We start from the raw sequence: 22,621 nt of genomic DNA, 5'->3' as shown, positions 1-22,621 counted from the left end.
GCCAGATCCTAGTCGCGCCGAACCTGATAAGGTCAACAGGCGCATTGGGCAGATCACATCTCGGGGAGCGGCTTCGTGGTAGATGACATCGACCGAGCGTTGTTGGCGTGCCTGCAGCACGACGCCACCCAGTCCTACGCCGCGCTGGGGAAGGCGGTGGGCCTGTCCGCCGGCTCGGCGCACGAACGGGTGCGTAAGCTGCGCGAACGCGGGGTGATCCGCCGCACCACCATCGACGTCGACCCGGCCGCCGTGGAGCGCGGCGTGTCGGCCTTCGTGATGGTCGACGGCAACACGTGGATGGGTGACACACGGGAAGCGCTCTCGGCCATACCCGGCATCCAGGAGGCGCACATCATCGCCGGCGCGGCCTCGCTGCTGGTGAAGATCCGCACCGCGACCACCGAAGACCTGCAGGCGGCGCTCCGCAGCATCTTCGACATCGGCGGAGTGACCAGCACCCAGACCATCGTCGTGCTCGAGACGTTCTTCGAACGTCCGGTGAGCGTCCTCGATGGGAGCACCGAACCGCAGCCGGGCTAGCGTGCGGGGGTGCGTACGGTCGAGTTGATCTGTTCGGTGGAGCTGGACGACGCGGTCCGGACCGCCTGGGACCGGTTGGCCGCGGCCGGGCTGCCCAGCCTGGCGCGCAACATCCACCCGACCAACCGACCGCACCTCACCCTCGCGACGGTGGACGAGTTCCCGCCCGGCGCCGAGCATCGCCTGGCCGAGCTGTTCGAAGCCGCGCTGCCGGTGCCGGTCACGCTCGACCGCGTCGTCGTTCTCGACGGCAGCGCGCCGTTGGTCTGGCTCGTCCGACCCACGCGCGCGCTGACCGCGCTGCACGCTGCCGTGTGGGACGTGCTCACCGACGCTGCCGGACATCGTCCGTGGCACGCGCCGGGTGCGTGGATGCCGCACCTGAGCCTGGCGCTGCGGTTCCGCAACGCGGACCTGCGGCTCGCCCGCGCCGTCGCCGGCGGTCAGCGGCCGACGGGCGCGTTCGTCGCGGGCCGCAGCTACGACGGCACGGACCGGACCGTGACGCCGCTGATCCGACAGCGACGCTGATCTCCCGCGACCGTCCGGTCCATGCGGGCATCAACTGCTGGCTACGACAGTTCGTCGACCTCGGTGCGTGGCAGGTGGGTGCAGTGCGCAACGGTGGCGTCGTCCGGGACCGGCGCGTTCGGGCCTGTGGAGGCTTCGGCCTGTCGGACGCGGCGGACGACGTCCGCCGGCCCGTTCGTGGCGAGCAGTTGCAGTACCCCGGGCCAGTCGGTCAGGCCGTACGGGCTGACGATGCGGCTGGCGCCGTTGCTGAGCAGCGCGACGCCGTCCAGCTCGTGAAGAGGGCGGCTGCCGGTCACCGCTTCGTACGCCGCGTGCGGATCATCCTTGGCGATCCAGTAGCCGCACGGCTGGTTGCGGCGAGCCCGCAGCGCCTCGGCGCAGGAGTCCCGGATGCGGTCGTACTCCGGTGTTCCTCTGGAAAGGCCGTTGAGGGGCGCGGAGCAGATGCGCCTGGTGGTCACCTCACGTTCGTCGGTGATGACCTGCGGGCCGTCGCTGGCTTGGTCGAGGACGAGGAAGGAGTCCGCCAGCAGGAGGTAGTCCAGCCGGTCCTGGTGGGCGCGGACCATCAGAACGGTCGCCTGCGGGCTGCTCGGGTTCGTGATGTCGCAGGTGCCCCGGTGGTCGGCGGCTATCTCGCCGATCGCCGGGGCGAGGATCGCCGCGAGGTCTCGCCCGTCGGTACGTGACAGCCGGCCGAGCAGCGCGCCGCCGAGACGATGCGTGTACCAGGCGACACCGTGGGAGCAGATCGACTCGGCTCCCGGGATACCGGCGCCGTCCAGCAACACGGCCGCGCCGGGAACAGCGCCGAAGAAGTCCTCGTTCGGCTGGCCGGCCCGACCGGCGCTGGTCGCGATGCTGACGTGCACTCCTGGGCTCCTCAGTCAGGCATCATGGTGGCCGTGAACGCTCCGTACCCCGATTGGGTGACCATCGCGGCCTATGAGAACACACCTGGGTGTCCGCAGCCGATGGCTGCCGCCCGCGCTTGACTGCGTGACCGGGGCATCGACTGGATGCCCTTCGGGTCGAGCGACATCTACTGGGACCTTGCCTGCGGCATCGGCCCGGACGGGCACTGGCATGGCTGGGTCCAGGTCCGTATCGAGGCTGCCGCTCTGCGGCGCCCCGGGCTGCATCCCGATCAGCCGACCGCGGCGGTCACCGGGCCGACCCCACCTGGCTGGTGGCACGCCGCAGCGGAGCGGCACGCTCGCTGAGGCACCCCGAGTCGCGACGGTGCGGAGGGGTCCCCGGTACAACGCCGGGGACCCCTCCGCACGCCTCAGCGGTAGAAGCGCAGGTAGTCGAACTCGGCGGTCACCGGGGGCGCGGCCCCGCCGTGTGCGACCAGGCCGATCCGGGGAGTGGTGTCGGCCGGGAAGGTCCACACCGCACCCCACGTCCAGGTACGCCCGTCCCGGCTGGACCCGGCCCGGAACTCGTGCTCCCCGGTGACCGGGTCGACGTGGTGCGCCAGCCGCAGCCAGGTGGTGGTGGCCGGGGGGCCGACGATGCTGCCGCCGTACACCGGCTGGCCGGCGAAGGGCAGCTCGTAGCCGTACTCGACCTGCCGGGTGTTCCAGATCGCCACCTGGGCCAGCCGGGCGAACCGGTCGTCGTCGACGTACGCGACCAGCCCGGCCTGCTGGTAGTTGCGGACCGTCTCCTCGCCCAGATCCAGCGTCACCCGGGTCTCGGCGACGTAGTCGCCGCTGGGCGCGTCGCGCAGCAGCACACCGGCGGTGTTGCCGGTGCCGGTCAGGTCGGCGGCCTGTACCGGCCAGCGCAACGCGCCACCGGAGACGGTCGCCGCCGGGTCCTCGCGTACCCACCGCCAGCCGGCGTCCAGCCCGTCGCTGAACTCGTCGGAGTACGCCCGCAGCGGCGCTCCGACACGGGGCTCGGGCACCGCCCGCTTCGCCGGCTCGTACAGCCGGACGGCGCTGACGTTGTCGAACTCGGCGGCGCCGCCGGTGGCGGTCAACCCGGGCCGGCCGGCAGTCGGGCGGTCCAGCCGCAGCGACACGACGGCGAGTTGGTCACCGAGCCGGGCCGGGCTCAGCTCGGCGACCAGGTTCCGGCCGCGTACCTCGACGGCCAGGTTGTGCTGGTCGGCTGGGGCGAAGCCGGCGGGCAGCGGCGCGGTGGCCCGCCGGTCGCCGTCGCGGGCCACCAGCAGGCCGCCGGCCGCGTCCACCCGTACCTCGACCCGGTCGCCGAGGGTGATCCCGGCGGCGGCCGCGCCGGTGAGCCGCAGGTCGGCCTCCGCCCGCACGTCCCCGCCCACGGCGGTACGGCTGGTCAGCGCGCCGCTGCCGGTGAGCCGACCGTCGGCGACCCGCCACTCGCCGGCGGTACGTCGCCAGCCGGCCAGCCCTGCGGTGTCGAACCGGTCGTCGACCCGGCCGGTGGTCACCGGTGCGGGCCGGGTGCCCTCGGACGGCCCGGCGCCGGCGTTCACCGTCGGCCAGCCGTCGATCCAGTCCAGCCGGTCCAGCAACATCGGGCGTTCGTTGATGCCGAACGGCTCGTCCAGGTACGGGTCGGCGCGGTCGATGGCGTGGTAGACGATCCAGTCCTGGCCGGACAGGTCGGTGAGGAACCCGTTGTGGCCGGTGCCGATCCACCGGTTGCCGTTCTGGGTGAGCACCGGTGTGCCGCCGGCCCGGGAGGCGGTCAGCGCCACGCCGTCCCGGTCGGTGAACGGGCCGCGCGGGGTGCGCGCCCGTCCGACCTGGACGGAGTAGCCGGTGGCCGGGCCGGCGCAGCAGTTCGCGGTGGAGGCGAACAGGTAGTACCAGCCGTCGTGGCGCAGCACGTAGCTGCCCTCGAACTTGTTGTCGACGGCCACCAGGGTCGGCGTGCCGACCGCGGTCAGCCCGTCCGGGCTGAGCTCGGTGACCGAGATGCCGCCGTAGTAGCTGCCGTAGTAGAGATAGCTGCGGCCGTCGACGTCGGTGAACTGGCTCGGGTCGATGGTCCACAGGTAGCCACCACCGCCGCCGGGGCGCGGGGTGACAACCGGCTGCGTGGCGAAGGTCCACGGCCCGGTCGGGCTGGGGGCGGTGGCCGCGCCGATCGCGTAGTCGCTGCCCTCGGTGGAGACGGTGGTGTCGGTGACCGTCACGTACATGACCCACCGGTCGCCGAGGCGGCGCACGTCCGGTGCCCAGTACGCCGCGCCGGGCGCTGCGTAGGGCGGGCGCTGGTCGCGGCCGAACGCATCCCCGACGTACGTCCAGTCGACCAGGTCGGCCGAGCGGGCCGTGGGCACCCGATGGAACTCGCGCTCACCCTCGCGCAGCGGGTCGGTCGTGCCATAGGCGTACCAGAAGCCGTCGTCGCCGCGGACGATGACCGGGTCGGCGAAGGTGTCGCCCACGGCGGCGGAGATCGGATTTCGGTAGCGGGACGGGCCGTCGGAGCCGGCAGCGGGCGTAATCGGGGACGCGGCCAGGATCAGGCCGAGCGCGGCGGCGAGCGCGCCGCCGCGGCGGAGGTGTCGCATATGGACCTGCCTCGGGGGAGTGGGCGGTGTGTGCCCTCGTTCTTACAACGATGGATACAACGTTGTAAAGGGCTGGGCATCCGCACCCCGGTTACCGGTGCGGCACCGGGTCGGGGAGATGATGGGGCGATGAGCGCAGTCACCGAGGGCCGGGGGATGGCGGAGTTGGCCGCCCTGTTGGCCGACGGCACCCGGGCCGGCATCTGCCTCGCGCTGCTCGACGGCCGGGCCTGGACGGCTGGCGAACTGGCCCGGCGGGCCGGGGTCGCGCCGTCCACGGCCAGCGACCACCTCACCCGGCTGGTCCGGGGCGGGCTGCTGGTCGAGGAGCGGCAGGGCCGGCACCGCTACCTGCGGCTGGCCGGGCCGTCGGTGGCCCAGCTGATCGAGAACCTGGTCGGGCACGCCCCGGCCCCACCCGCGCCGACCGGGTCGCTGCGCGCCGCCAGCTCCGGAGCTGCCCTGGCGTACGCCCGGACCTGCTACGACCACCTCGCCGGGCGGCTCGGCGTGCTGATGTACGACGCGCTGCTGGCCGACGGACGGCTGGACCGGGCCAGCGGACTGACGCTGACCCCCGACGGGTGGGCGTGGGCCGCCGGGCTGGGTGTACCGGTGGACGTGCTGCGCACCGCCCGACGCCCGGTGGTCCGCGACTGCCTGGACTGGACCGAGCGCCGGTCGCACCTGGCCGGGGCGCTCGGCACGGCGCTCTGCCGACGCTTCACCGAGCTGGGCTGGACCGCCCCGGGTGCAGGCCGCGCGGTCCGCCTCACCGCGGCCGGCCGGCCCGCCCTCGCCGCGACCCTGGCCATCCCCGAAGAAGCCCTCACCCCCACCCAACCCCCGACACCGGCCAGCGGCCGCGCCTGACCCCCGGCCGCCGCGTCAGAGGGAGCGGTGGACGCAACATCCTGGATCGAGTGGTCTCGGCGCGCGCGGAGGCCACTAGATCCAGGATCGAGCACGATCTTGGCGGCGCGGCGCGGCGCGGCGCGGCGCGGGCCGGGCATTGTTCGGTGGGGGGCGAACGGTCGGGGTTCTAACGTCGGGCGGTGACTGACACCTGGCCTGTTGTTCCGCCCGCTGCCGGGGCGCCGGCTTGTGGGCCGCCCACCTTCGAACCTGACGGCAGTTGGTGGGTGACGCGGCACGCCGACGTCCGGACGGCGCTGACCGACCCGGCCTTCCGGGTGCCGGCCGTCGACACCGGTCCGCCCGGCACCCTGGCCTGGCTGCGCGCCACGGTCAGCCGGTTCAGCCCGCCGGAGCGGCACGCCGTGCGCCGGGCGATCGGGGTGACCGCGTTGGCCGCGCTGGATCCGGACGAGCTGCGGCAGGAGGCGGCCGGGCTGACCGCCGCAGCCCTGGACCGGGCCGGAGACCGCCTCGACGTGATGCGCGAACTGGCCAGGCCGGTGCCGCTGTGGGTGCTGGCCGGCCGGCTCGGCTTCGGCGATCCGGCCGCCGCCGGGACGGCGGTCGAGGCCGTCGCCGCCGCGTACCACCCCGGGGTCGACCCGGCGCTGCTCGGTCGGGCCGACCGGGCGGTGGCGGCGCTGCTCGTGCTCTCGGCGCCGGCCCCGCCGGAGGTACGGGCGAACCTGATCGGCCTGCTGGTCCAGGCGTGCGACGCCACCGCCGGCCTGATCGGCGCCGCCGCCCACCACCTGCTGCCCCCACCCGCCCACCGCCCGGCCGGTGACCCGCCGGACTCAGGGACCGCCGAACTGCTGGCCGAGGTACTGCGGCTCGACCCGCCGGTCCGGGCCACCCGTCGGGTCACCACCGCCGGGGTACGGCTGGGCGGGCAGGACCTGCCGCCGGGTAGCGCGGTGCTGCTCCGGTTCGACGCGGCCAACCGCGATCCGCGCGCGTTCGCCGATCCGGAGGCGTTCCGGCCCGACCGGCCCGCCGCTGAGCTGCTGACCTTCGGCGCGGGGGAGCGCGGCTGCCCGGGTGACCGGCACGCCCTGGCCCTCGCCACCGGGGTGCTCGGCGTGCTGCGCCAGCGCTGCCGGCGTACCGAAGCCGACCTGCGCCACGGGCCACATCCGACCCTGCGCGTTCCGACGATCCTGGAGGTGACCGCCCGATGACCGACCGCCGTGCGGCGTTCCGCGCCCTGCACCACGCCGGCCGACCCTTCTTGTTGCCGAACGCCTGGGACCACGCCTCGGCGGCGGCGCTCGCCGCGCGCGGCCATCCGGCGATCGGCACCACCAGTCTCGGGGTCGCCGCGGCAGCCGGGCGACCCGACGGCGTGGCGGCCACCGGCGCGGAGACCCTGGCCCTGGCCCGCCGGCTCGCCCGGCTGCCGGTGCTGCTCACCGTCGACGTGGAGGCCGGGTTCGCCGACGACCCGGCGGCGGTCGCCGGGTACGTGACGGAGCTGGCCGGGCTTGGCGCCGTCGGGATCAACCTGGAGGACGGGCGCGCCGACGGCACCCTGGCCGATCCCGAGTGCATCGCCGACAAGATCGCGGCGGTGAAGGCGGCGGTGCCGGACCTGTTCGTCAACGCCCGTACCGACACCTGGTGGCTCGGGGTGGCCGACCCGCTGCCGCAGACCCTGGCCCGGGCTCGGACCTACCGGGCCGCCGGCGCCGACGGAATCTTCGTGCCCGGCACCGTCGACCTGCCGACCCTGCGGGTGCTCACCGAGCGGATCGACGCGCCGCTGAACGCGCTGTACCAACCGGGCGGGCCGGGACTGGACGAGTTTGGCCGGGCCGGGGTGGCCCGGGTCAGCACCGGCTCCCTGCTGTTCCGGGCCGCGCTGGCCGCCGCGGTCGCGACCGCCGACGCGGCCCGGGCCGACGGGTTCGTCGCGTCGCCGGGTCTGCCGTCGTACGCCGAGGTGCAGGGCCTGGTGGCGGCGGACGGCGACTGACGGGCCGGCCCCGCCCCCGGCGGTGGTTCGTCACCGCGCGACGCGCCTGCCGGCCGTCAACCAGCCCGCTCCCTTCGGGGTGGATAGGAGGATTGTTCGGTCCATTCCGGTCCCGCTGATTACGGTGTGTTTAGGGCGATCCACCGAGAGTCGTGACCGGAGAAAGGGACCCCCGTCATGCGAGTGCCCAGCCGTAGCCCCGGACAGCAGCCCGGCCCGCCCGTATCGCCCTCCGCCCCGGCCCATCGCCGGCCGTCCGGCACCACCCCTCGCCGCCTTCCCGCCACCGACCCGGATCTGGCCGCCTACCGGGCGGCCGTCGCGGAACTGCTGGTCGAGGTGGGCGCCCTGGCCGACGCGACCAGCACCCGCGCCCGACAGGTGCTCATCGATGAGCGGCTGCGCGAACCGGCGCTCGCCGCGGTGCTCGACGCCACGCCGCAGGGTCTGATCGGAGCGCGCGAGACGCTGCTGCTGGAGATGGCCCGCTACCAGCCGAACGAGCGCACCTCGGCGCGGGACCTCACCGCGCTGGTCCGGATCTACCTGCTCTCCCGCATCGACGTGCTGTGGTGGCAGGACGCTCCCACCTTCGTCACCGACGACCAGGTCAACGGCAGCAACGACCTCGTCGACCTGGAATGGCTGCGCCGCCGTGACCTGCTGCGCTTCCGCTACCAGGAGCAGCCCTCCACCGTGCTGGGCCGGGCGGCGCGCGGGATACGTCGCCGGCTGCGGCCGGATGCCACCCCACGCACCGCCGGGCTGCTGTTCCGGCGGGCCCGGCGGGAGGTGGTGGCGCTGCTCAACGACATCGGACGGGAGTTCACCGCAGCCGCGCCGCCGGTCACCCCGCCACTCTGGGTGACCAGCCTGGTCCGCAGCACCGAGCACCAGTACCGGCTGCGTCGGCTGGGCTACGCCGCGATGCTGCCCAGTGGGCACTGCCTCGGCTACTCGATGGACGTCGAACTCGCCTGGTACGAGCGCTTCGGCGCGCGGGACACGCTGGCGGAGCTGCTGCTGGCCCGGCAGGAGGCCGGCGAGCTCAACGTGATCGACGAGGGACAGGCCTGGCACCTCTGTCTCGCGCCCACCGCCGGGCGCCGGCTGCGCCGGGCGTACGAGTCCGAGATGGGGGTCTGAGTCGATGTGCGGTATCGCGCTGAGCATCGGCCCCGAGGCCGACCCGACGACCTTCCGGCGGATGCTCGCCGTCCTCGCCTCCCGCGGTGAGGTCACCGAGACCCGGTCCGAGAACGGGCTGCTCGCCGGCACCCGCCGGCTGCGGGTGGTGGACCGGGACCGGGCGGTGCAGCCGTGGACGTCGAACGACGAGCGCTGGCTGCTCTGCTTCAACGGCGAGATCTTCAACCACCGGGAGCTGCGCGCACAGCTGACCCGGCTCGGGCAGGTGTTCCGCACCGAGGGTGACACCGAGGTGCTGCTCGCCGCGTTCCAGCAGTGGGGCGAGGCGGCGGTGACCCGGCTGCGCGGCGAGTACGCCTTCGCGGTCGTCGAGCGTGCCACCCGGCGCGCGTACGTGGCCCGCGACCCGCTCGGGGTGAAGCCGCTGTACTGGTCCCGCCGACCCGGCTGCCTGCACCTCGCCTCCGAGGTCAAGGCGTTGGTCGGGCACGGCGTCCCGGTCAACGAGGTGCCACCCGGGCACCACGGCTGGGCGGATTCGGACGGGCACGTACGGCTGCACCCGTTCGTCGACCTGCTCACCATCGGCGACGGGCTGCCGGTCATCGACGACCCGGACGAGGCCGCCCTGCTCGTCCGTGCCGCGCTGACCGATGCGATCCGGATGCGGGTGGACACCGACCTCACCGTCGGGGTGGTGCTCTCCGGCGGCCTGGACAGCTCGTTGACGCTGCGGCAGGTGCGGGACATGCACCCGGACTGCGTCGCGGTGACCGTCGGCGTCCCGGACAGCCCCGACGTGACGTACGCCCGGCGGCTTGCCGCCGACCTCGTCGTGCCGCACGAGGTGATCGAGCTGCGCCCACGCGACATCCGGCTCGCCCACGTGCGCGAGGCGATCCGGATCTCCGAGCTGACCGAGTACGGCGACATCATCAACGCGGTGATCTCGGTGCCGATCTTCCGGCGACTGCGTGACCTGGGGGTCAAGGTGGTCCTCACCGGCGACGGCTCCGACGAGCTGTTCGGCGGGTACCCGATGTACCACCAGGTCGGGCCGACCGCGTCCCGTCGGCTCTTCCTGCACCGCATCCGCAACCTGTGCCGCACCGAGTTGCAGCGGGTCGACCGGGCCGCCATGGGCCACGGGGTGGAGGCCCGGGTGCCGTTCCTCGACCTCAGCGTGGTGGAGCTGGCGATGCGGCTGCCGCTGGAGCTGAAGCTGCGCGACGGGCAGGACAAGTGGATCGTCCGGCGGGCTTTCGCCGACGTGCTGCCGGACTACATCCGGCGTCGGCCGAAGAACCCGATGTCGTACTCCTCGGGTTTGCACGAGCGGGTCCGGCTGTACAAGCCGCTCTTCGCCCGGCTGCACCGCTCGTTCGGCTACGACCTGCTGGAGCCGGTCCGTCGCGACTTCGACACCGTGCTGACCCGGTGCGGCAACGACCTGGACCGGGCCATCGCCGACGGGCTGACCCGGCCGGACTACACGGTGCTGGAGCATGCCCGCGATCTGGTCGGGGCGGCGAAGTGGAACGCCGCGCCGGTGGTCCGCCGGCTGGTCGGCCCCCGTCCGGCCCGCCGCTGAGCGGTGCCCCGCCGCACCGCCGGCAGGTACGGGCCGCTTGACTCTGACACGGTGTCAGGGACGAGCGTGGGGGGACCATGTTCACCATCGGAGACTTCGCCAGACTCGGCCGGGTGTCGGTCCGGATGCTGCGCCACTACGACAGCATCGGGCTGCTCCGCCCGGCCAGCGTCGACCCGCACACCGGTTACCGGTTCTACCGCGCGGACCAGCTACGCCGGCTCAACCGGGTGATCGCCCTCAAGGATCTGGGCCTCACCCTCGATCAGGTGCGGGCGATCCTCGACGACGCCGTCGACGTCGCCGAGCTGCGCGGGATGCTGCGGCTGCGCCGCTCCGAGCTGGCGGCCCGCCTGGCGGCGGACACCGCCCGGTTGGCGGCCGTCGAGGCGAGGCTCCGGACGATCGAGTCGGAGGGAACGATCACAACCCACGACGTCGTACTCAAGGAGATCACGGCGGTCCGCGTCGCGGAGCTGACCGCCGTCGCGCCCAACTACCAGACCGAGGACATCGGCCCGGTGATCCAGCCGCTCTACCCGGAGCTGTTCCGCCGCCTGGACGCCGCCGGCATCCACCCGGCCGGGCCCGCCATCGCCTGGTACGAGCCGGCCACGGCGGCCGGCGGCGAGGCGGTCGTCGTGCACGCCGGGGTCACCGTCGCGGTCGAGGCGTCAACAGACGGGGAGGTCACCGTGGTCGACCTGCCCGCGGTGGCCACCGCCGCGACGATCATCCACCACGGCGCGATGGACGATGTCGAACAGAGCACGCAGACGCTCGCCCGGTGGATCGAGGAGAACGGCTACCGCACCGACGGCTTCGCCCGCGAGGTGTACCTGGACTACTGCCAGGACACCCCGGAGAAGGGCGTGACCGAACTCCAGCTCGCCGTGTACCGGGACTGAGCGGGGACCGCCCAGCGCCAGGTCCGATCGCCGCCAGCATCCGCGCCGTCGCCGGGCCAGGCTGGATGGATGACGAACAGCACCACGTTCCACGTCCACGCCCTGCCGGCCGCGGCGCTCGATACCGTCCGCCTCACCGGCCGCGACGCCGCCGACCAACCCGTCGAGGCGCGCCTGGCCGGTGGCGGAGAACCGCTGCGCTGCTGCCTGCGCGATGCCGAGGAGGGGGAGGCGCTGCTGCTCTTCGGCTACCCGCCGCCGGGCGCCGCCGGCCCGTACCGGGAAATCGGCCCGGTCTTCGCGCACGCCACCGCCTGCCCGGGCCCGGACTCCGCGGACAGCCACCCGCCGGCCTGGCGGGGGCGACCCCAGGTCCTGCGGGCGTACGACCGGCAGGGCCGGATCCACGGCGGTCGGCTGCACGACGGCACGGACCCCGAGGCGGTGATCGCCGAGCTGTTCGCCGACCCGGCGGTGCACCAGCTGCACAGCCGCAACGTGGTGTACGGCTGCTTCATGTTCGCCGTGGAGCGGGCCGCCGGGTGACGCCGGCCGGAGGCAGCGCGATCGGTCGGGCGGTCGGTGCTCAGCTCACCAGCAGCAGCGCGCCGACCGCGGCGAGCGTGCCGGTGACCGCGAGCAGGATGCTGGTCAGCACGAACCGGGTCACCGGCACCGCCACCCCGGCCGCCCGGCACCGCTCGAACCACAGCAGGGTGGCCAGCGACGCCCAGGGGGCGGCCTGTGGGCCGACGTTGGCACCGATCAGCAGGGCCAGCAGACGGGTCTCGTCGCCGATCGGCAGCACCGACTCGCCGGCCAGGTAAGCCGGCAGGTTGTTCACCCCGTTGGCCAGCAGGGCGCCCGTCCCGCCGGCGCGCAGCGCCCCGGCGGCACCGACGTCGGCGCCGAGCAGACCGGCGACCAGGTCGTCCAGCCCGTACCGGCCGAGGGTCTGCACCACCAGGAACAGGCCGGTGACGAAGAGCAGCAGCCGCAACGGCACCAGACCTGGGCGCAGCGTGGCGGGGGAGCGGACGACGAAGCCGAGCAGCACCAGCGCGACCGCGACGGTGGAGGCGACGCCGATCTCCACTCCGGCGACGATGCCGGCGACGAAGAGCAGACAACCGGCCAGCGCGGTGCGGTGCAGCACCGGATCGGCGGGCACGTGGCGGGCCGGCGGAACGAAGCGTCCGCCGGCCGGCCGGTCCCGCCGCCACCAGGCGTACCAGAGCAGCACCATGGTGACCGCCACGGCGGCGAGCTGTGGCAGCGCCATCCGGGCCGCGTACGCCAGAGGTGCCAGACCGACCCGGTCGGCGGCCAGCAGGTTGGTCAGGTTGGACACCGGCAGCAGCAGGCTGGCGGTGTTGGCCAGCCAGACCGTGGTGACCGCGAGCGGGCCGGCCGGGACGCGCAGGCTGCGGGCCAGCGCGAGCAGCACCGGGGTGAGCAGCACAGCGGTGGTGTCGAGGTTGAGCACGAGGGTGGTCAGCGTGGCGAGGCCGCCGCAGAGCAGGAACAGGGCCGCCCAACTGCCCCGGGAGGCGATGGCCAGCCGGCTAGCCAGCACGTCGAAGACCCCGGCCACGGCGGTCAGCTCGGCCAGCACGATCACGGTGCCGAGGAACAGCAGCAGCGGCAGGATCCGGTGCAGGGTGTCGCTGGTCTCGGCACGGGGCAGCAGCCCGCTCACCGCGCAGGCCGCCCCGGCCACCGCGAGGAAGACCGCCACCAGGTCGAGCGGGTGGGGACGCCAGCGCGCGGTCGGCTCGGGCGGGGCGGGTGGCGCGTCGGCGGCGGCGGTGGCGGCAAGCTTCACGTCGGACCACGTTCGCATGATGTCCGGCCCGCCGCCCGCGCTGGACCCGTGGTGGTGACCAGCCCCACCAGCGCGGGGTCGGCGCCCTTCCGGCCCGTCGGGGTGGCCCGGTGCGGGGAACCCGACAGACCGCACCGGTGCGGTGGACAACCGTCGATCGGTCCCATAGCGTCCAACGGATATGCGGAGGACCCTGCCGGCCGCCACGATGGCCCTACTGCTTGCCCTGACCTCCTGCACCACGGCTGGGCCCAGTGGTGCGCCCAACTCGGTGCCGGACGACATGCCGAACGCCTCGCGACAGGACGCGGCCCAGGTCGAGCGGACCATGGCCAGTCTGCGCCGGGTGGACGACCTACCGCTGTACGAGATGACCTACGTCGGGGCGTACGACCGGACGGCGGGCACCGACGCGACCCCGTCCAGCCCGTTCGGCTGCTCGTTGTTCGTCGCCGCGGGCGACCCGGCCCGACCGTTGTTCGCCCGCAACTTCGACTGGGATGCCAACCCGGCGCTCGTGTTGCGGACCGATCCGCCGGACGGCTACGCGGCCATCTCGCTGGTCGACATCTCCTACCTCGGGGTCGGCGCGGACCCGACCGGTGACCGTCGGCTGCTCGACGCGCCGCTGCTGCCGTTCGACGGGATGAACGAGCGGGGCCTCGCGGTGGGGCTGGCCGCGGACGACGCGGCAACGGTCCGCGCCGACCCGGGCAAGCCCACCGTCGGCTCGGTGCGGATCCTGCGGCTGGTGCTGGACCGGGCCGCCACGGTCGACGAGGCGGTGGCCGTGTTCAGCCGGCACAACCTCGACTTCGACGGCGGCCCGGCGCTGCACTACCTGCTGGCCGACGCGACCGGTGCGTCGGCGGTGATCGAGTTCGTCGACGGTGAGCTGCGGGTGGAGCGGGGCACGGGCGGCTGGCAGGCGCTGACCAACGTGCCGGTCGCCGGGGTCTCCGAGCAGCGGCGCCGCGAGGACCACCGGTACGGGCAGATCGCCGCCGCGCTGAGCCAGGCCGGCGGGGTGCTGGACGCCACCGCAGCGCACCGGGTGCTCGCCTCCGTCCGGCAGGGGCACACCCGCTGGTCGGTGACGTACGGCCTGCGCAGCGGCGAGGTCCGGCTGGTCACCGCCACCGGCGGCGGCGAGCGGCGCTACCAGCTGCCGATGAGCTGATTCGCCGTACCCGCTGGAACGTGGCCGGGCCCGGCCCCCGAAATCGGGGACCGGGCCCGGCGTCGTGCGCGGTGCCTACCAGATCAGTGCTCGGTGCCTACCAGCTCAGGTAGCTGGGCTGGGTCTGCACGTTGAGCTCCTTGTACTTGACCAGCTTCGCCGTCCAGGTGCGCCAGTCGTTCAGCTCCAGGACGTCGAGGCCCTTCACCATGTCGTTGGAGTAGATGTGTCCGTTGTAGTAGTACGCGGACCAGGTGCCACCGCCGACGAACGTGTCGGCCGAGAGCGGACCGCGCTCCCAGAAGGCGATCTCCTTCGGGTTGGCCGAGTCGGTGAAGTCCCAGACCGAGATGCCGCCCTGGTACCACGCCTGGACCATGATGTCCCGCCCGAGCACCGGGATCAGCGAGCCGTTGTGCGCCACGCAGTTCTCGGTGTCCGCGTTGTTGCGGGGGATCTTGTAGTAGCTGCGGAAGTTCATCGTCCGGGCGTCACCGCGACCGGTGATGTCGTAGATGGCGTCCGCGCCACGGTTCGGGCCGATGGCCTCGTTGCAGGTCGCCGCGCCACCGCCACCCAGCTCGTCGGTGAAGATCACCTTGGTGCCGGAGTTGTTGAACGTGGCCGAGTGCCAGAACGCGAAGTTGGTCGTGTCCCGTACTCGGTTGATCACCCGGGGCGCCTCGCGGTTGCGGATGTCCAGCAGGATGCCGTCACCCATGCAGGCGCCGGCGGCCAGGTCCTTCTCCGGGTAGGCGGTGATGTCGTGGCAACCGGTGGTCGCCGAGCCGGTCCCGCTGCCCGGGAAACCGCCATCCGGGAAGAGGTTCGGCGTCGAGACCACGGCCGCGTCGGTGGGCTTCTTCAGCGGCACCTTGATGATGGAGATGGAGTCGTGCGGCGGCTGGCAGTCGGGGAACTCAGCCCGCGGGCTGTACGACGAGACGTACAGGTAGATCGCCTTGCGGTCCTTGCCCGGCACCAGGGTGTGGGTGTGCGAGCCGCAGGCGGTCTCGACGGACTTGATGTAGCGCGGGTTGGCCTTGTCCTTGATGTCGAAGACCTTGATGCCCTCCCAGGACTCCTTCACGTTCGCCCCCTGCGCGGTGCTGTTGCAGGAGTCGTCGCTGCGGGACGAGTCGGTGGAGAGGAAGAGCAGGTCGCCGTGGATGGAGATGTCGTTCTGCGACCCCGGGCAGAGCACGCGGGACTTGACCGTCGGCGCGTTGGGCCGCGAGATGTCGTAGATGACGAAGCCGTTGTAGTTGCCGGCGAAGGCGTACTTGCCCTGGAAGGCGATGTCGCTGTTGGTCGCGTCCAGCGGTGCGACCTTGGGGACGTTGGCGATCTGGCGGAGGTTGGGGCTGCTCACGATCTCGTCGACGCCGGGGATCGTGTTCGCAGCGGCGGCCACCGGGGCCGACTGCGTCACGACCTGCGCGTTGCTTGCCGGGGCGACGAGGACGCTGGCGACGAGGAGGCCGGTGGCGGCGAGGGCCACGATCCGGAGTTGTCGTAACCGTGGCATGTGGAGTCTGATCATCGGCGAGGCCCTTCGCAAGGGGGAGACGATGGTTGGCACATTACCGTCCGACGAAGAGCATCGATGTGACCTGGGTCACATCCTATCGTCTTCCTCAATGGATAACATCGCGATGACCTCGACCCCAGGGAGTGGCCCATGACCAGTCGGCGCGCACGGACCCTGGCGATCGTCACACTGGCGCTCCTGTTGCCGCTGGTGGCGTTCGTCGTTGTCCGCACAGGGGACGACTCCGGGACGCGCGCCGCGCAGCCGGTCTCCGCGCCCACCGCCACCGCGCCGACGGCCAGCCCCGTTCCCACCGACCTGACCGTCATCGCGCCCGGCCGCCCGGGCGAGTCGGCGTCCACCCGCGCGGCCCACGAGGTCCGCGACGCCGGCCCCGCCCCGCACAACTCATTGGACGTCTGGTTCGTACGGATGATGATCCCGCACCACGCGCAGGCCCTGGAGATGGCGCAGCTGGCGCCCGACCGGGCCGCCAACCCGACCATCCGCGCCCTCGCCGACCGGATCCGGGCCAGCCAGGGCCCGGAGATGGGCATGATGCGCGGCTGGCTGCAGACCCGTGGCCTCCCGGCGGAAGCCCCGGGGCACGACCACGGCAGCATGCGCGGAATGCAGTCACCGGAGGCGATGCGGCAACTGGCCGCCGCCCACGGTGCCGACTTCGACCGGCTCTTCGTCCGGATGATGACCGAACACCACGAGGGTGCCATCGAGATGGCCACCAACCTGCTCAAGGTCGGCTCCGACCTGACACTCAGCGAGTTCGCCAACTCGGTCGCCACCGAGCAGACCGTCGAGATCGACCGTATGCGCGAGGTCCTCGCCGGCTGAGCGAGAGGGCTCGGCCATCCGGCACGTACGCTGGGTGACCGTGAGACGCACGATGTTCGGTCGCCCGCTGCGCGGCATCGCCTTCGACGTGGCCGTCGCCGGAGCGGTGGCGCTCCTCGGCCTGGCCGGGGCCGTGAACCAGCCGGGCGGCTGGGCGGCCACCCTGGTCGGCGTGGGAATGGCGGTGGCCTTGCTGTTCCGCCGCTCGTACCCGAGCGCGGTGACCGTGGTGATCGCGGCACTCGCCCTGGTCCAGGTGATCGCACAGTGGGGTCCGCTCGCCTACGACGTCGCCGTCCTGATCGCGCTCTACAGCGTGGTGAAGTACGGCCAGCGGCTGCGCGACGGGGTGCTCGCCGGCGCGGTCGCCGCCATTGGCGTGCTGCTCGCCGCCGCGCAGACCCCCGGCGTCATCAGCTTTTGGGTGACCGCGCTGTGGTACGCGCTGGTCACCGGCGCGGTCTGGCTGGTCGCGCTGAACGTGCGAACCCGCCGCCTCTACGTGCTCAGCCTGGAGGAGCGGGCCAGCACCCTCGAACGCGAACGGGAGGCCGAGTCGCGGGCGGCGGTCGCCGAGGAACGCACCCGGATCGCCCGCGAGCTGCACGACGTGGTGGCGCACAGCATGGCCGTGATGATCGTCCAGGCGGACGGGGCGCGCTTCATGCTCGACCGCGATCCCGAGCAGGCCCGGACGGCGGTGAAGGTGGTCGCGGACACCGGCCGGCAGGCCCTGGAGGAGATGCGCCGGCTGGTCGGCGTCCTGCGGGACGCTGGTCCCTCCGGCGCGAGCGGTTCGGTGGTGGCCGCCGACCCGGAGCACCGCCGGCTGGCCCTGACCGAGCTGCCCGACCTGCTGGCCCGGTTCCGTGACGCCGGGCTGCGCATCCGGCACACCGTCGACGGCGAGCCGCCGGCGCTGCCGCCGGGGCTGGAGCTGACCGTCTACCGGGTCGTGCAGGAGGCGCTGACCAACGCGCTCAAGCACGCCGGCGTCGGTGCCGGCGTCGAGGTGACCCTGACGTACGCCGCCGACGCCGTCGTGGTCCGGGTGGTCGACGACGGTCGCGGCCGGCCCGTGGTCAGCCCGGCGCCGTCCGGCGGTCACGGCCTGCTCGGCATGCGGGAGCGAGTGACGGTGTACGACGGCAGCCTCACCGCCGGTCCCCGGCTGGCCGGGGGCTGGCAGCTCGAGGCCCGGCTACCGCTACCGTCGGACAGCGCAACGGAGGTGATCGCGGCATGACGATCCGGGTGGTGATCGTGGACGACCAGGCGCTGGTACGCGCCGGGTTCCGGATGGTGCTGGACTCCCAGCCCGACCTGGAGGTGGTCGGGGAGGCCATCGACGGGGCGGACGCGCTGCGCGTGCTCGCCCGCACCGAGGCCGACGTGGTGGTGATGGACATCCGGATGCCGACCATGGACGGGGTCGAGGCGACCCGGCGGCTCTGCGCCGACCGTCCGGCCGGTCCGCCCCGGGTGTTGGTGCTGACCACCTTCGACACCGAGGCGGACGCGTTCGCCGCGCTGCAGGCCGGGGCGAGCGGCTTCCTGCTCAAGAACGTCCCACCGGAGGAGCTGCTGGCCGCGATCCGGGTGGTGGCCGAGGGCAATTCGGTGGTCGCGCCGTCGATCACGCGGCGGCTGCTGGACCGGTTCGCCGGCCAGTTCGGTGCCGGACCGACCGCCGACCCCCGGCTGGCGCAGCTCACCGAGCGGGAACGCGAGGTGCTGCTGCTGGTCGCGCAGGGGCTGTCCAACGCGGAGATCGCCGCGCGGGTGCACGTAGCCGAGGCGACGGTGAAGACCCACGTCGGGCGGATCCTGGCAAAGCTCCACCTGCGCGACCGGGTTCAGGCGGTGGTGCTGGCGTACGAGAGCGGGCTGGTCACGCCCGGCGGGTGACCCACCGTACGACCTGAGTCGTACCGGCCGGCGGGCACTCCGCGACCCGGGACGCACACAGGTCGAGCGCGCAGGTGGAGATCGACCGACCCGCGCCGGCCATAGCGTCGGAGGGGTCCGATCCGCACCTCCACCGGGGAGCCCACGTGTCCCTCGCACCTTCCACCCACGCCGGCACCGGCGTCGCGGTCACCACCCGTGACCTGGAATGCGGGGCGGTGACGGGATGATCCGCCTGACTCTGCGCTCGCTGCGCGCCGAGGCGCTGCGCATGCTGCTCTCCGCGCTGGCCGTCGTGCTCGGTGTCGCGTTCATCGCCGGCACTCTGATCTTCGTCGACGGGATGCGCGCCGGCGCGTACGACCGGGCCAGCACCTTCGACCGACACACCGACCTCGGCGTCTATCCGACCGGAACGAAACCGCTGCCCACCGACCTGATCGACCGGGTCCGTGCTCTCGACGGGGTGGCCGCCGCGGCCGGTGAACTGACCAACACCGGCGGCATCGTCGGCGCCGACGGTCGGCCGGTGCTCGGCTTCACCGTGCTCGTCGCCATTCCCACCGAGGACGCCCTGCGCTCGTACGACGTGGTCGCCGGCCGACTGCCCGACCGCGCCGGAGAGGTGGTGCTCGACGCGCCGACGGTGGCCGAGGAGGGCTTCGCCCTGGGCGCCCCGGTCCAGATCGGCGGCACCGGCGGCGCCGCCCGCCCGTACACCCTGGTCGGGACCGTCGACGTGGCTGGCACCACACGTGACGTCGGCGGTCCGTTCATCGGCCTGATCGGGCCGGACGCGCTCGCGGTCACCGGCGAGCGCGGATACGGCCGGATCATGGTGGCGGCCCGGCCGGGCACCTCCGCCACCGCACTGGCCGACCGGGTACGCGCCGCCGTCGGCGCCGACACCAGCGTGCGGAGCCGCCAGCAGATCCTCGACGACGCCGTCGACGAGGCGGTTCGTGACCTGGACCAGTTCACCATGGTGCTGATGATCTTCGCGGCGGTCGCTGTGGTGGTGGCGGGCTTCGTGATCGCCAACACCTTCGCGATCGTGCTGGCTCAGCGCACCCGGCGGACCGCGCTGCTGCGACTGGTCGGCGCGACCCGAGGGCAGGTCTTCCGGGTCACCTTGCTGGAGTCGGCGGTGATCGGGATGGTCGCCTCCGGGGTCGGGGTGCTGCTCGGGGTGGCGCTCGCCAGCGGAATTCGGCTGCTGACGTCCCGACTGGACGTGCCGGTCTCCGGCGGGCTGACCGTCACCGGATCGACCGTACTGACCGGCCTGCTGCTGGGCACCCTGCTCACCGTGGGCGCCGCCCTGTTACCGGCCTGGCGGGGGACCCGGGTCGCGCCGGTGGCCGCGCTCACCGACGCCGCGGTGCAGCCCAGCCGGGGCGCGGGTCGGCTCCGGCTGACCCTCGGTGCGGTGGTGCTGGCCGCCGGTGTCGCCGCGCTGGCTGGCGCCGCGAGCGCCGGTCAGGTGCTGCTGGTGGCTGTCGGAGGGGTGCTGGCCTTCTTCGGGATCGTGCTGTTCGGGCCGGTTCTCGTTCCCGCGCTGGTCCGGGCGTTCGGCTGGCCGGTCCGCCGTCTGGTCGGGGTGACTGCCGGGCTGGCCGTGGCCAACGCGGTCCGCAATCCCCGTCGGGTCGCCGCGACTGCCACCGCGCTGGTGATCGGGATCGGGCTGGTGTCGGCGTTCGTGGTCGGCGCACGCAGCACCAAGGACGGCATCGAACGCAGTGTGGACGCCGAGATCGGGACTGACTTCGTGGTCAGTGGAATCGGCTCGAACCTCCCCGCCGCGCTCGCTGGTGAGCTGGCGGCCCGTCCCGAGCTGGGTGTGGTGCACGAGCAGCGCAGCACGGTCGCCGCCGACATCGAGATCCGCGCCGCCCATCCGGCGTTGGTCGGCCGGACGCTGAGCGGCGTGCTGGCCGGCGAGGTCGGCCGGCTCGGGCCGGGTCAGGTGCTGGTGCACCGGGAGCTCGCGCAGGCGCGCGGTTGGCAGGTCGGCTCCCCGGTCACCGTCCGGGGGCGCCCGTTCCGGGTGGTCGCGGTGGTCGCCGACGACACGCCCGCCATGGCCGCCAGTGGTGCACCCGCCGGGCACGTCATCGAGATGGCCGACGCTGATTTCGCCGCGCTCTTTCCGGATCAGCGGGGCTTCCTGGCCGAGGCGGACCCAGCGGCCGGAGTGAGCGCGGAGCGGGCCCGGGACGCGATCGAGGCGGTGCTGGCCCGCTACCCGACGGTGAACCTGATGGACCAGGGCGCGTACAAGAAGATGCTCACCGGCACCGTGGACATGTTGCTGGCCTTCGTCACCGCGCTGCTCGGCCTGGCCGTGGTGATCGCCCTGTTCGGCGTGGCGAACACGCTGAGCCTGTCGGTGGTGGAGCGCACCCGGGAGAACGCGGTGCTGCGGGCGGTCGGGCTGACCCGGAGCCGGATGCGGGCCATGCTCGCCGTGGAGGCGGTGCTGGTGGCGCTGGTCGGCGCGGTGCTCGGAGTCGGGTTGGGCACCGGGGTCAGCGCTGCCGCCATGGCCCTGCTGGCCCGCCTGGGCGGGGACTTCCACGTGGTGCTGCCGGTCGGCCAACTCGGGCTGATTCTCGGCGGCGCGGTGCTGGCCGCCCTGCTCGCCTCGGTGCTGCCGGCCCGCCGGGCGCTGTCCCGGCCGGTCGTCGAGGCGCTCAGCGACTAGCAACCGGGCGGCGACGCGGACGGACAGCCGCCGGCCGGCCCCGCCGTCTTCCCCGGCGGCGGGACCGGCCAGCAGTGCCGGGCCTACAGAAGCTCGACCATCGAGCCGGAGCACCGGTTGCGGGTGTCGAAGATGTAGCGGGCGTGCCGGACCACCAGGTCGTAGTCGAAGCTGTCGTGGTCGGTGACCACCACCACCGCGTCGGCGGCCCGCACCTCCCGCTCGGTCAGCCCGACCACGGTCACCCCGGCGGGGATCTGGTGCGCCTCGGCGTACGGCTCGACCGCGTGGACCTGGGCACCGAGGGCCTGCAAGCGGCGGGCCACGTCGACCGCGGGGGAGTCCCGCATGTCGCCGGTGTTCTTCTTGTACGCCAGCCCGAGCAGCAGCAGCCGGGCACCACTGACCGAGCGGCCGGCCCTGTTCAGCCCTGCCATGATCCGCTGCGTGACGTGCTCGGGCATCTCGTGGTTGACGTCGTTGGCCAGCTCGATGAACCGGAACTGCCGGCCCAGGCGGCGCTTCACCTGCCAGGACAGGTAGCACGGGTCGATCGGCAGGCAGTGCCCGCCGACGCCGGGGCCGGGGCGGAACGGCAGGAAGCCGAACGGCTTGGTCTCGGCGGCGTCGATCGCCTGCCAGACGTCGATGTCCAGGTGGTGCGAGAGCATGGTCAGCTCGTTGATCAGCGCGATGTTGACCTGGCGGAAGGTGTTCTCGATCAGCTTGGTCAGCTCGGCGACCTGGGTCGAGTCGACCGGCACGGTGCGCTCCACGAGGCGCCGGTAGAACCCGTCCACCCGGGCCAGCGACGCCTGATCCACGCCCGAGACCACCTTCGGGGTGTTCTCCAGCCGCCAGGTCGGGTTGCCGGGGTCGATCCGCTCCGGGCTGTAGCCGAGGTGGAAGTCGCCGGGGCTCTGCAGCCCGCTGGCCGATTCCAGCAGCGGACGCAGCAGCTCCTGCGTGGTGCCCGGGTAGGTGGTCGACTCCAGGATCACCGTGCTGCCCGGCCGCACGTACGGGCCGATGCCGACGCCGGCCTGCTCGACGAAGCTCAGGTCGGGGGTTCCGTCGCGCAGTGGGGTGGGGACGGTGATGACGCAGATGTCGAAGCCCTCGGCGTCGGTGTACTCGGTGCTGGGGTGGTACCGCCCACTGCCCAGCGCCCGGCCCAGCCGGTCGGTCGGGATGTCCTCGACGAACGATTCGCCGGACGCGAGCCGCTTCACCCGGTAGGCGTCGACGTCGAGGCCGACGACGTCCAGCCCCGCCTCCACGGCGCGCATGGCCAGCGGCAGTCCGACGTACCCCTGGCCGATCACGACCAGCTTCTCAGCACTCACCCGGGCTCCCGCGGCAGATGGTGGAAATGACCTGCTGAGAGCCTAGAGGGGTCTTCGGTGCCGTAAGTCCGTTTTGGTGATACCGGTGCTGGTGGGGTCACCGCTGGGCTGCCCACCGGCCGCGGACGACCAGCGCCGGT

The 22,621-nt window shown here is 73.1% G+C and carries 20 protein-coding genes; 15 read left to right on the top strand and 5 right to left on the bottom strand.

Annotated elements, in window-relative coordinates:
* Positions 1-75: 75 nt before the first annotated feature.
* A complete protein-coding gene (locus ABZV00_RS27955; RefSeq protein ID WP_355611329.1) occupies positions 76-543 on the top strand; it encodes an Lrp/AsnC family transcriptional regulator in 468 nt (155 codons plus the stop codon).
* 9 nt (positions 544-552) lie between these two features.
* On the top strand, positions 553-1,074 hold the full coding sequence (locus tag ABZV00_RS27950) for a 2'-5' RNA ligase family protein (RefSeq protein ID WP_355611326.1): 522 nt from the start codon (positions 553-555) through the stop codon (positions 1,072-1,074).
* Positions 1,075-1,115: 41 nt separating this feature from the next.
* Here the strand turns inward: ABZV00_RS27950 and ABZV00_RS27945 are convergent, their stop codons facing one another.
* Complete coding sequence (locus tag ABZV00_RS27945) at positions 1,116-1,949, bottom strand: hypothetical protein (protein WP_355611323.1); 834 nt, start codon at positions 1,947-1,949, stop codon at positions 1,116-1,118.
* A 147-nt stretch (positions 1,950-2,096) separates the two neighbouring features.
* On the opposite strand from ABZV00_RS27945, the gene ABZV00_RS27940 reads away from it, so the two are divergent.
* On the top strand, positions 2,097-2,300 hold the full coding sequence (locus tag ABZV00_RS27940) for a hypothetical protein (RefSeq protein ID WP_355611320.1): 204 nt from the start codon (positions 2,097-2,099) through the stop codon (positions 2,298-2,300).
* A gap of 65 nt (positions 2,301-2,365) precedes the next feature.
* Here the strand turns inward: ABZV00_RS27940 and ABZV00_RS27935 are convergent, their stop codons facing one another.
* The gene (locus ABZV00_RS27935; RefSeq protein WP_355611317.1) at positions 2,366-4,591 is read right to left on the bottom strand and encodes a family 43 glycosylhydrolase; all 2,226 of its coding nucleotides are present in this window, start codon (positions 4,589-4,591) and stop codon (positions 2,366-2,368) included.
* 129 nt (positions 4,592-4,720) lie between these two features.
* On the opposite strand from ABZV00_RS27935, the gene ABZV00_RS27930 reads away from it, so the two are divergent.
* From ABZV00_RS27930 to ABZV00_RS27900, 7 genes are all read left to right on the top strand, one after another.
* Positions 4,721-5,464: a winged helix-turn-helix domain-containing protein gene (locus ABZV00_RS27930; RefSeq protein ID WP_355611314.1), complete on the top strand. Its 744-nt coding sequence runs from the start codon at positions 4,721-4,723 to the stop codon at positions 5,462-5,464.
* 182 nt (positions 5,465-5,646) lie between these two features.
* Complete coding sequence (locus ABZV00_RS27925; RefSeq protein ID WP_355611311.1) at positions 5,647-6,690, top strand: cytochrome P450; 1,044 nt, start codon at positions 5,647-5,649, stop codon at positions 6,688-6,690.
* Complete coding sequence (locus ABZV00_RS27920; RefSeq protein WP_355611308.1) at positions 6,687-7,484, top strand: isocitrate lyase/phosphoenolpyruvate mutase family protein; 798 nt, start codon at positions 6,687-6,689, stop codon at positions 7,482-7,484. The genes ABZV00_RS27925 and ABZV00_RS27920 overlap by 4 nt, the downstream gene beginning before the upstream one ends.
* Positions 7,485-7,661: 177 nt before the next feature.
* Positions 7,662-8,630 carry a DUF5715 family protein gene (locus tag ABZV00_RS27915; protein ID WP_355611305.1) on the top strand — a complete coding sequence of 323 codons (969 nt, stop codon included), beginning with the start codon at positions 7,662-7,664 and terminating at the stop codon, positions 8,628-8,630.
* 4 nt (positions 8,631-8,634) lie between these two features.
* Positions 8,635-10,224, top strand: coding sequence for an asparagine synthase-related protein (locus tag ABZV00_RS27910; protein WP_355611302.1), 1,590 nt, complete (start codon positions 8,635-8,637; stop codon positions 10,222-10,224).
* A 77-nt stretch (positions 10,225-10,301) separates the two neighbouring features.
* The gene (locus tag ABZV00_RS27905; RefSeq protein WP_355611299.1) at positions 10,302-11,132 is read left to right on the top strand and encodes a MerR family transcriptional regulator; all 831 of its coding nucleotides are present in this window, start codon (positions 10,302-10,304) and stop codon (positions 11,130-11,132) included.
* A gap of 69 nt (positions 11,133-11,201) precedes the next feature.
* Positions 11,202-11,678, top strand: coding sequence for a DUF1203 domain-containing protein (locus tag ABZV00_RS27900; RefSeq protein ID WP_355611296.1), 477 nt, complete (start codon positions 11,202-11,204; stop codon positions 11,676-11,678).
* A gap of 40 nt (positions 11,679-11,718) precedes the next feature.
* Here ABZV00_RS27900 and ABZV00_RS27895 read toward each other — a convergent pair whose 3' ends face one another.
* Positions 11,719-12,957 carry an SLC13 family permease gene (locus ABZV00_RS27895; RefSeq protein WP_355611293.1) on the bottom strand — a complete coding sequence of 413 codons (1,239 nt, stop codon included), beginning with the start codon at positions 12,955-12,957 and terminating at the stop codon, positions 11,719-11,721.
* 181 nt (positions 12,958-13,138) lie between these two features.
* Here ABZV00_RS27895 and ABZV00_RS27890 point away from each other — a divergent pair, with 181 nt between their 5' ends.
* Positions 13,139-14,137, top strand: a complete 999-nt coding sequence (locus ABZV00_RS27890) for a carcinine hydrolase/isopenicillin-N N-acyltransferase family protein (RefSeq protein ID WP_355611290.1) — start codon at positions 13,139-13,141, stop codon at positions 14,135-14,137.
* A 97-nt stretch (positions 14,138-14,234) separates the two neighbouring features.
* On the opposite strand, the gene ABZV00_RS27885 is transcribed toward ABZV00_RS27890, so the two are convergent.
* Positions 14,235-15,680, bottom strand: a complete 1,446-nt coding sequence (locus tag ABZV00_RS27885) for a hypothetical protein (protein ID WP_355611287.1) — start codon at positions 15,678-15,680, stop codon at positions 14,235-14,237.
* Between the two features lie 138 nt (positions 15,681-15,818).
* On the opposite strand from ABZV00_RS27885, the gene ABZV00_RS27880 reads away from it, so the two are divergent.
* The 4 genes from ABZV00_RS27880 (at position 15,819) to ABZV00_RS27865 (ending at position 21,135) form a co-directional block, all read left to right on the top strand.
* On the top strand, positions 15,819-16,520 hold the full coding sequence (locus tag ABZV00_RS27880; RefSeq protein ID WP_355611284.1) for a DUF305 domain-containing protein: 702 nt from the start codon (positions 15,819-15,821) through the stop codon (positions 16,518-16,520).
* A gap of 34 nt (positions 16,521-16,554) precedes the next feature.
* Positions 16,555-17,766: a histidine kinase gene (locus tag ABZV00_RS27875; protein WP_355611281.1), complete on the top strand. Its 1,212-nt coding sequence runs from the start codon at positions 16,555-16,557 to the stop codon at positions 17,764-17,766.
* Positions 17,763-18,428 carry a response regulator transcription factor gene (locus ABZV00_RS27870; RefSeq protein WP_355611278.1) on the top strand — a complete coding sequence of 222 codons (666 nt, stop codon included), beginning with the start codon at positions 17,763-17,765 and terminating at the stop codon, positions 18,426-18,428. Before ABZV00_RS27875 ends, ABZV00_RS27870 begins: the two co-directional genes overlap by 4 nt.
* A 226-nt stretch (positions 18,429-18,654) precedes the next feature.
* A complete protein-coding gene (locus tag ABZV00_RS27865) occupies positions 18,655-21,135 on the top strand; it encodes an ABC transporter permease (RefSeq protein WP_355611275.1) in 2,481 nt (826 codons plus the stop codon).
* 83 nt (positions 21,136-21,218) lie between these two features.
* On the opposite strand, the gene ABZV00_RS27860 is transcribed toward ABZV00_RS27865, so the two are convergent.
* Positions 21,219-22,481, bottom strand: coding sequence for a nucleotide sugar dehydrogenase (locus ABZV00_RS27860; RefSeq protein ID WP_355611272.1), 1,263 nt, complete (start codon positions 22,479-22,481; stop codon positions 21,219-21,221).
* Positions 22,482-22,621: the final 140 nt, after the last annotated feature.

Origin of the sequence: Micromonospora sp. NPDC005173, assembly GCF_040608515.1 — a bacterium.
Lineage (GTDB): Bacteria > Actinomycetota > Actinomycetes > Mycobacteriales > Micromonosporaceae > Micromonospora.
Note: the sequence above shows the minus strand (reverse complement) of the source record. Positions and strands in the feature narration are given on the sequence as shown.

Excerpts from the sequence above, each read along its gene's own strand:
- ABZV00_RS27910 (WP_355611302.1), top strand. The coding sequence starts at position 8,635 with ATGTGCGGTATCGCGCTGAGCATCGGCCCCGAGGCCGACCCGACGACC.
- ABZV00_RS27865 (WP_355611275.1), top strand. The coding sequence starts at position 18,655 with ATGATCCGCCTGACTCTGCGCTCGCTGCGCGCCGAGGCGCTGCGCATG.
- ABZV00_RS27890 (WP_355611290.1), top strand. The coding sequence starts at position 13,139 with ATGCGGAGGACCCTGCCGGCCGCCACGATGGCCCTACTGCTTGCCCTG.
- ABZV00_RS27935 (WP_355611317.1), bottom strand. The coding sequence starts at position 4,591 with ATGCGACACCTCCGCCGCGGCGGCGCGCTCGCCGCCGCGCTCGGCCTG.
- ABZV00_RS27905 (WP_355611299.1), top strand. The coding sequence starts at position 10,302 with ATGTTCACCATCGGAGACTTCGCCAGACTCGGCCGGGTGTCGGTCCGG.
- ABZV00_RS27880 (WP_355611284.1), top strand. The coding sequence starts at position 15,819 with ATGACCAGTCGGCGCGCACGGACCCTGGCGATCGTCACACTGGCGCTC.
- ABZV00_RS27900 (WP_355611296.1), top strand. The coding sequence starts at position 11,202 with ATGACGAACAGCACCACGTTCCACGTCCACGCCCTGCCGGCCGCGGCG.
- ABZV00_RS27930 (WP_355611314.1), top strand. The coding sequence starts at position 4,721 with ATGAGCGCAGTCACCGAGGGCCGGGGGATGGCGGAGTTGGCCGCCCTG.
- ABZV00_RS27920 (WP_355611308.1), top strand. The coding sequence starts at position 6,687 with ATGACCGACCGCCGTGCGGCGTTCCGCGCCCTGCACCACGCCGGCCGA.
- ABZV00_RS27870 (WP_355611278.1), top strand. The coding sequence starts at position 17,763 with ATGACGATCCGGGTGGTGATCGTGGACGACCAGGCGCTGGTACGCGCC.
- ABZV00_RS27885 (WP_355611287.1), bottom strand. The coding sequence starts at position 15,680 with ATGATCAGACTCCACATGCCACGGTTACGACAACTCCGGATCGTGGCC.
- ABZV00_RS27940 (WP_355611320.1), top strand. The coding sequence starts at position 2,097 with ATGCCCTTCGGGTCGAGCGACATCTACTGGGACCTTGCCTGCGGCATC.
- ABZV00_RS27915 (WP_355611305.1), top strand. The coding sequence starts at position 7,662 with ATGCGAGTGCCCAGCCGTAGCCCCGGACAGCAGCCCGGCCCGCCCGTA.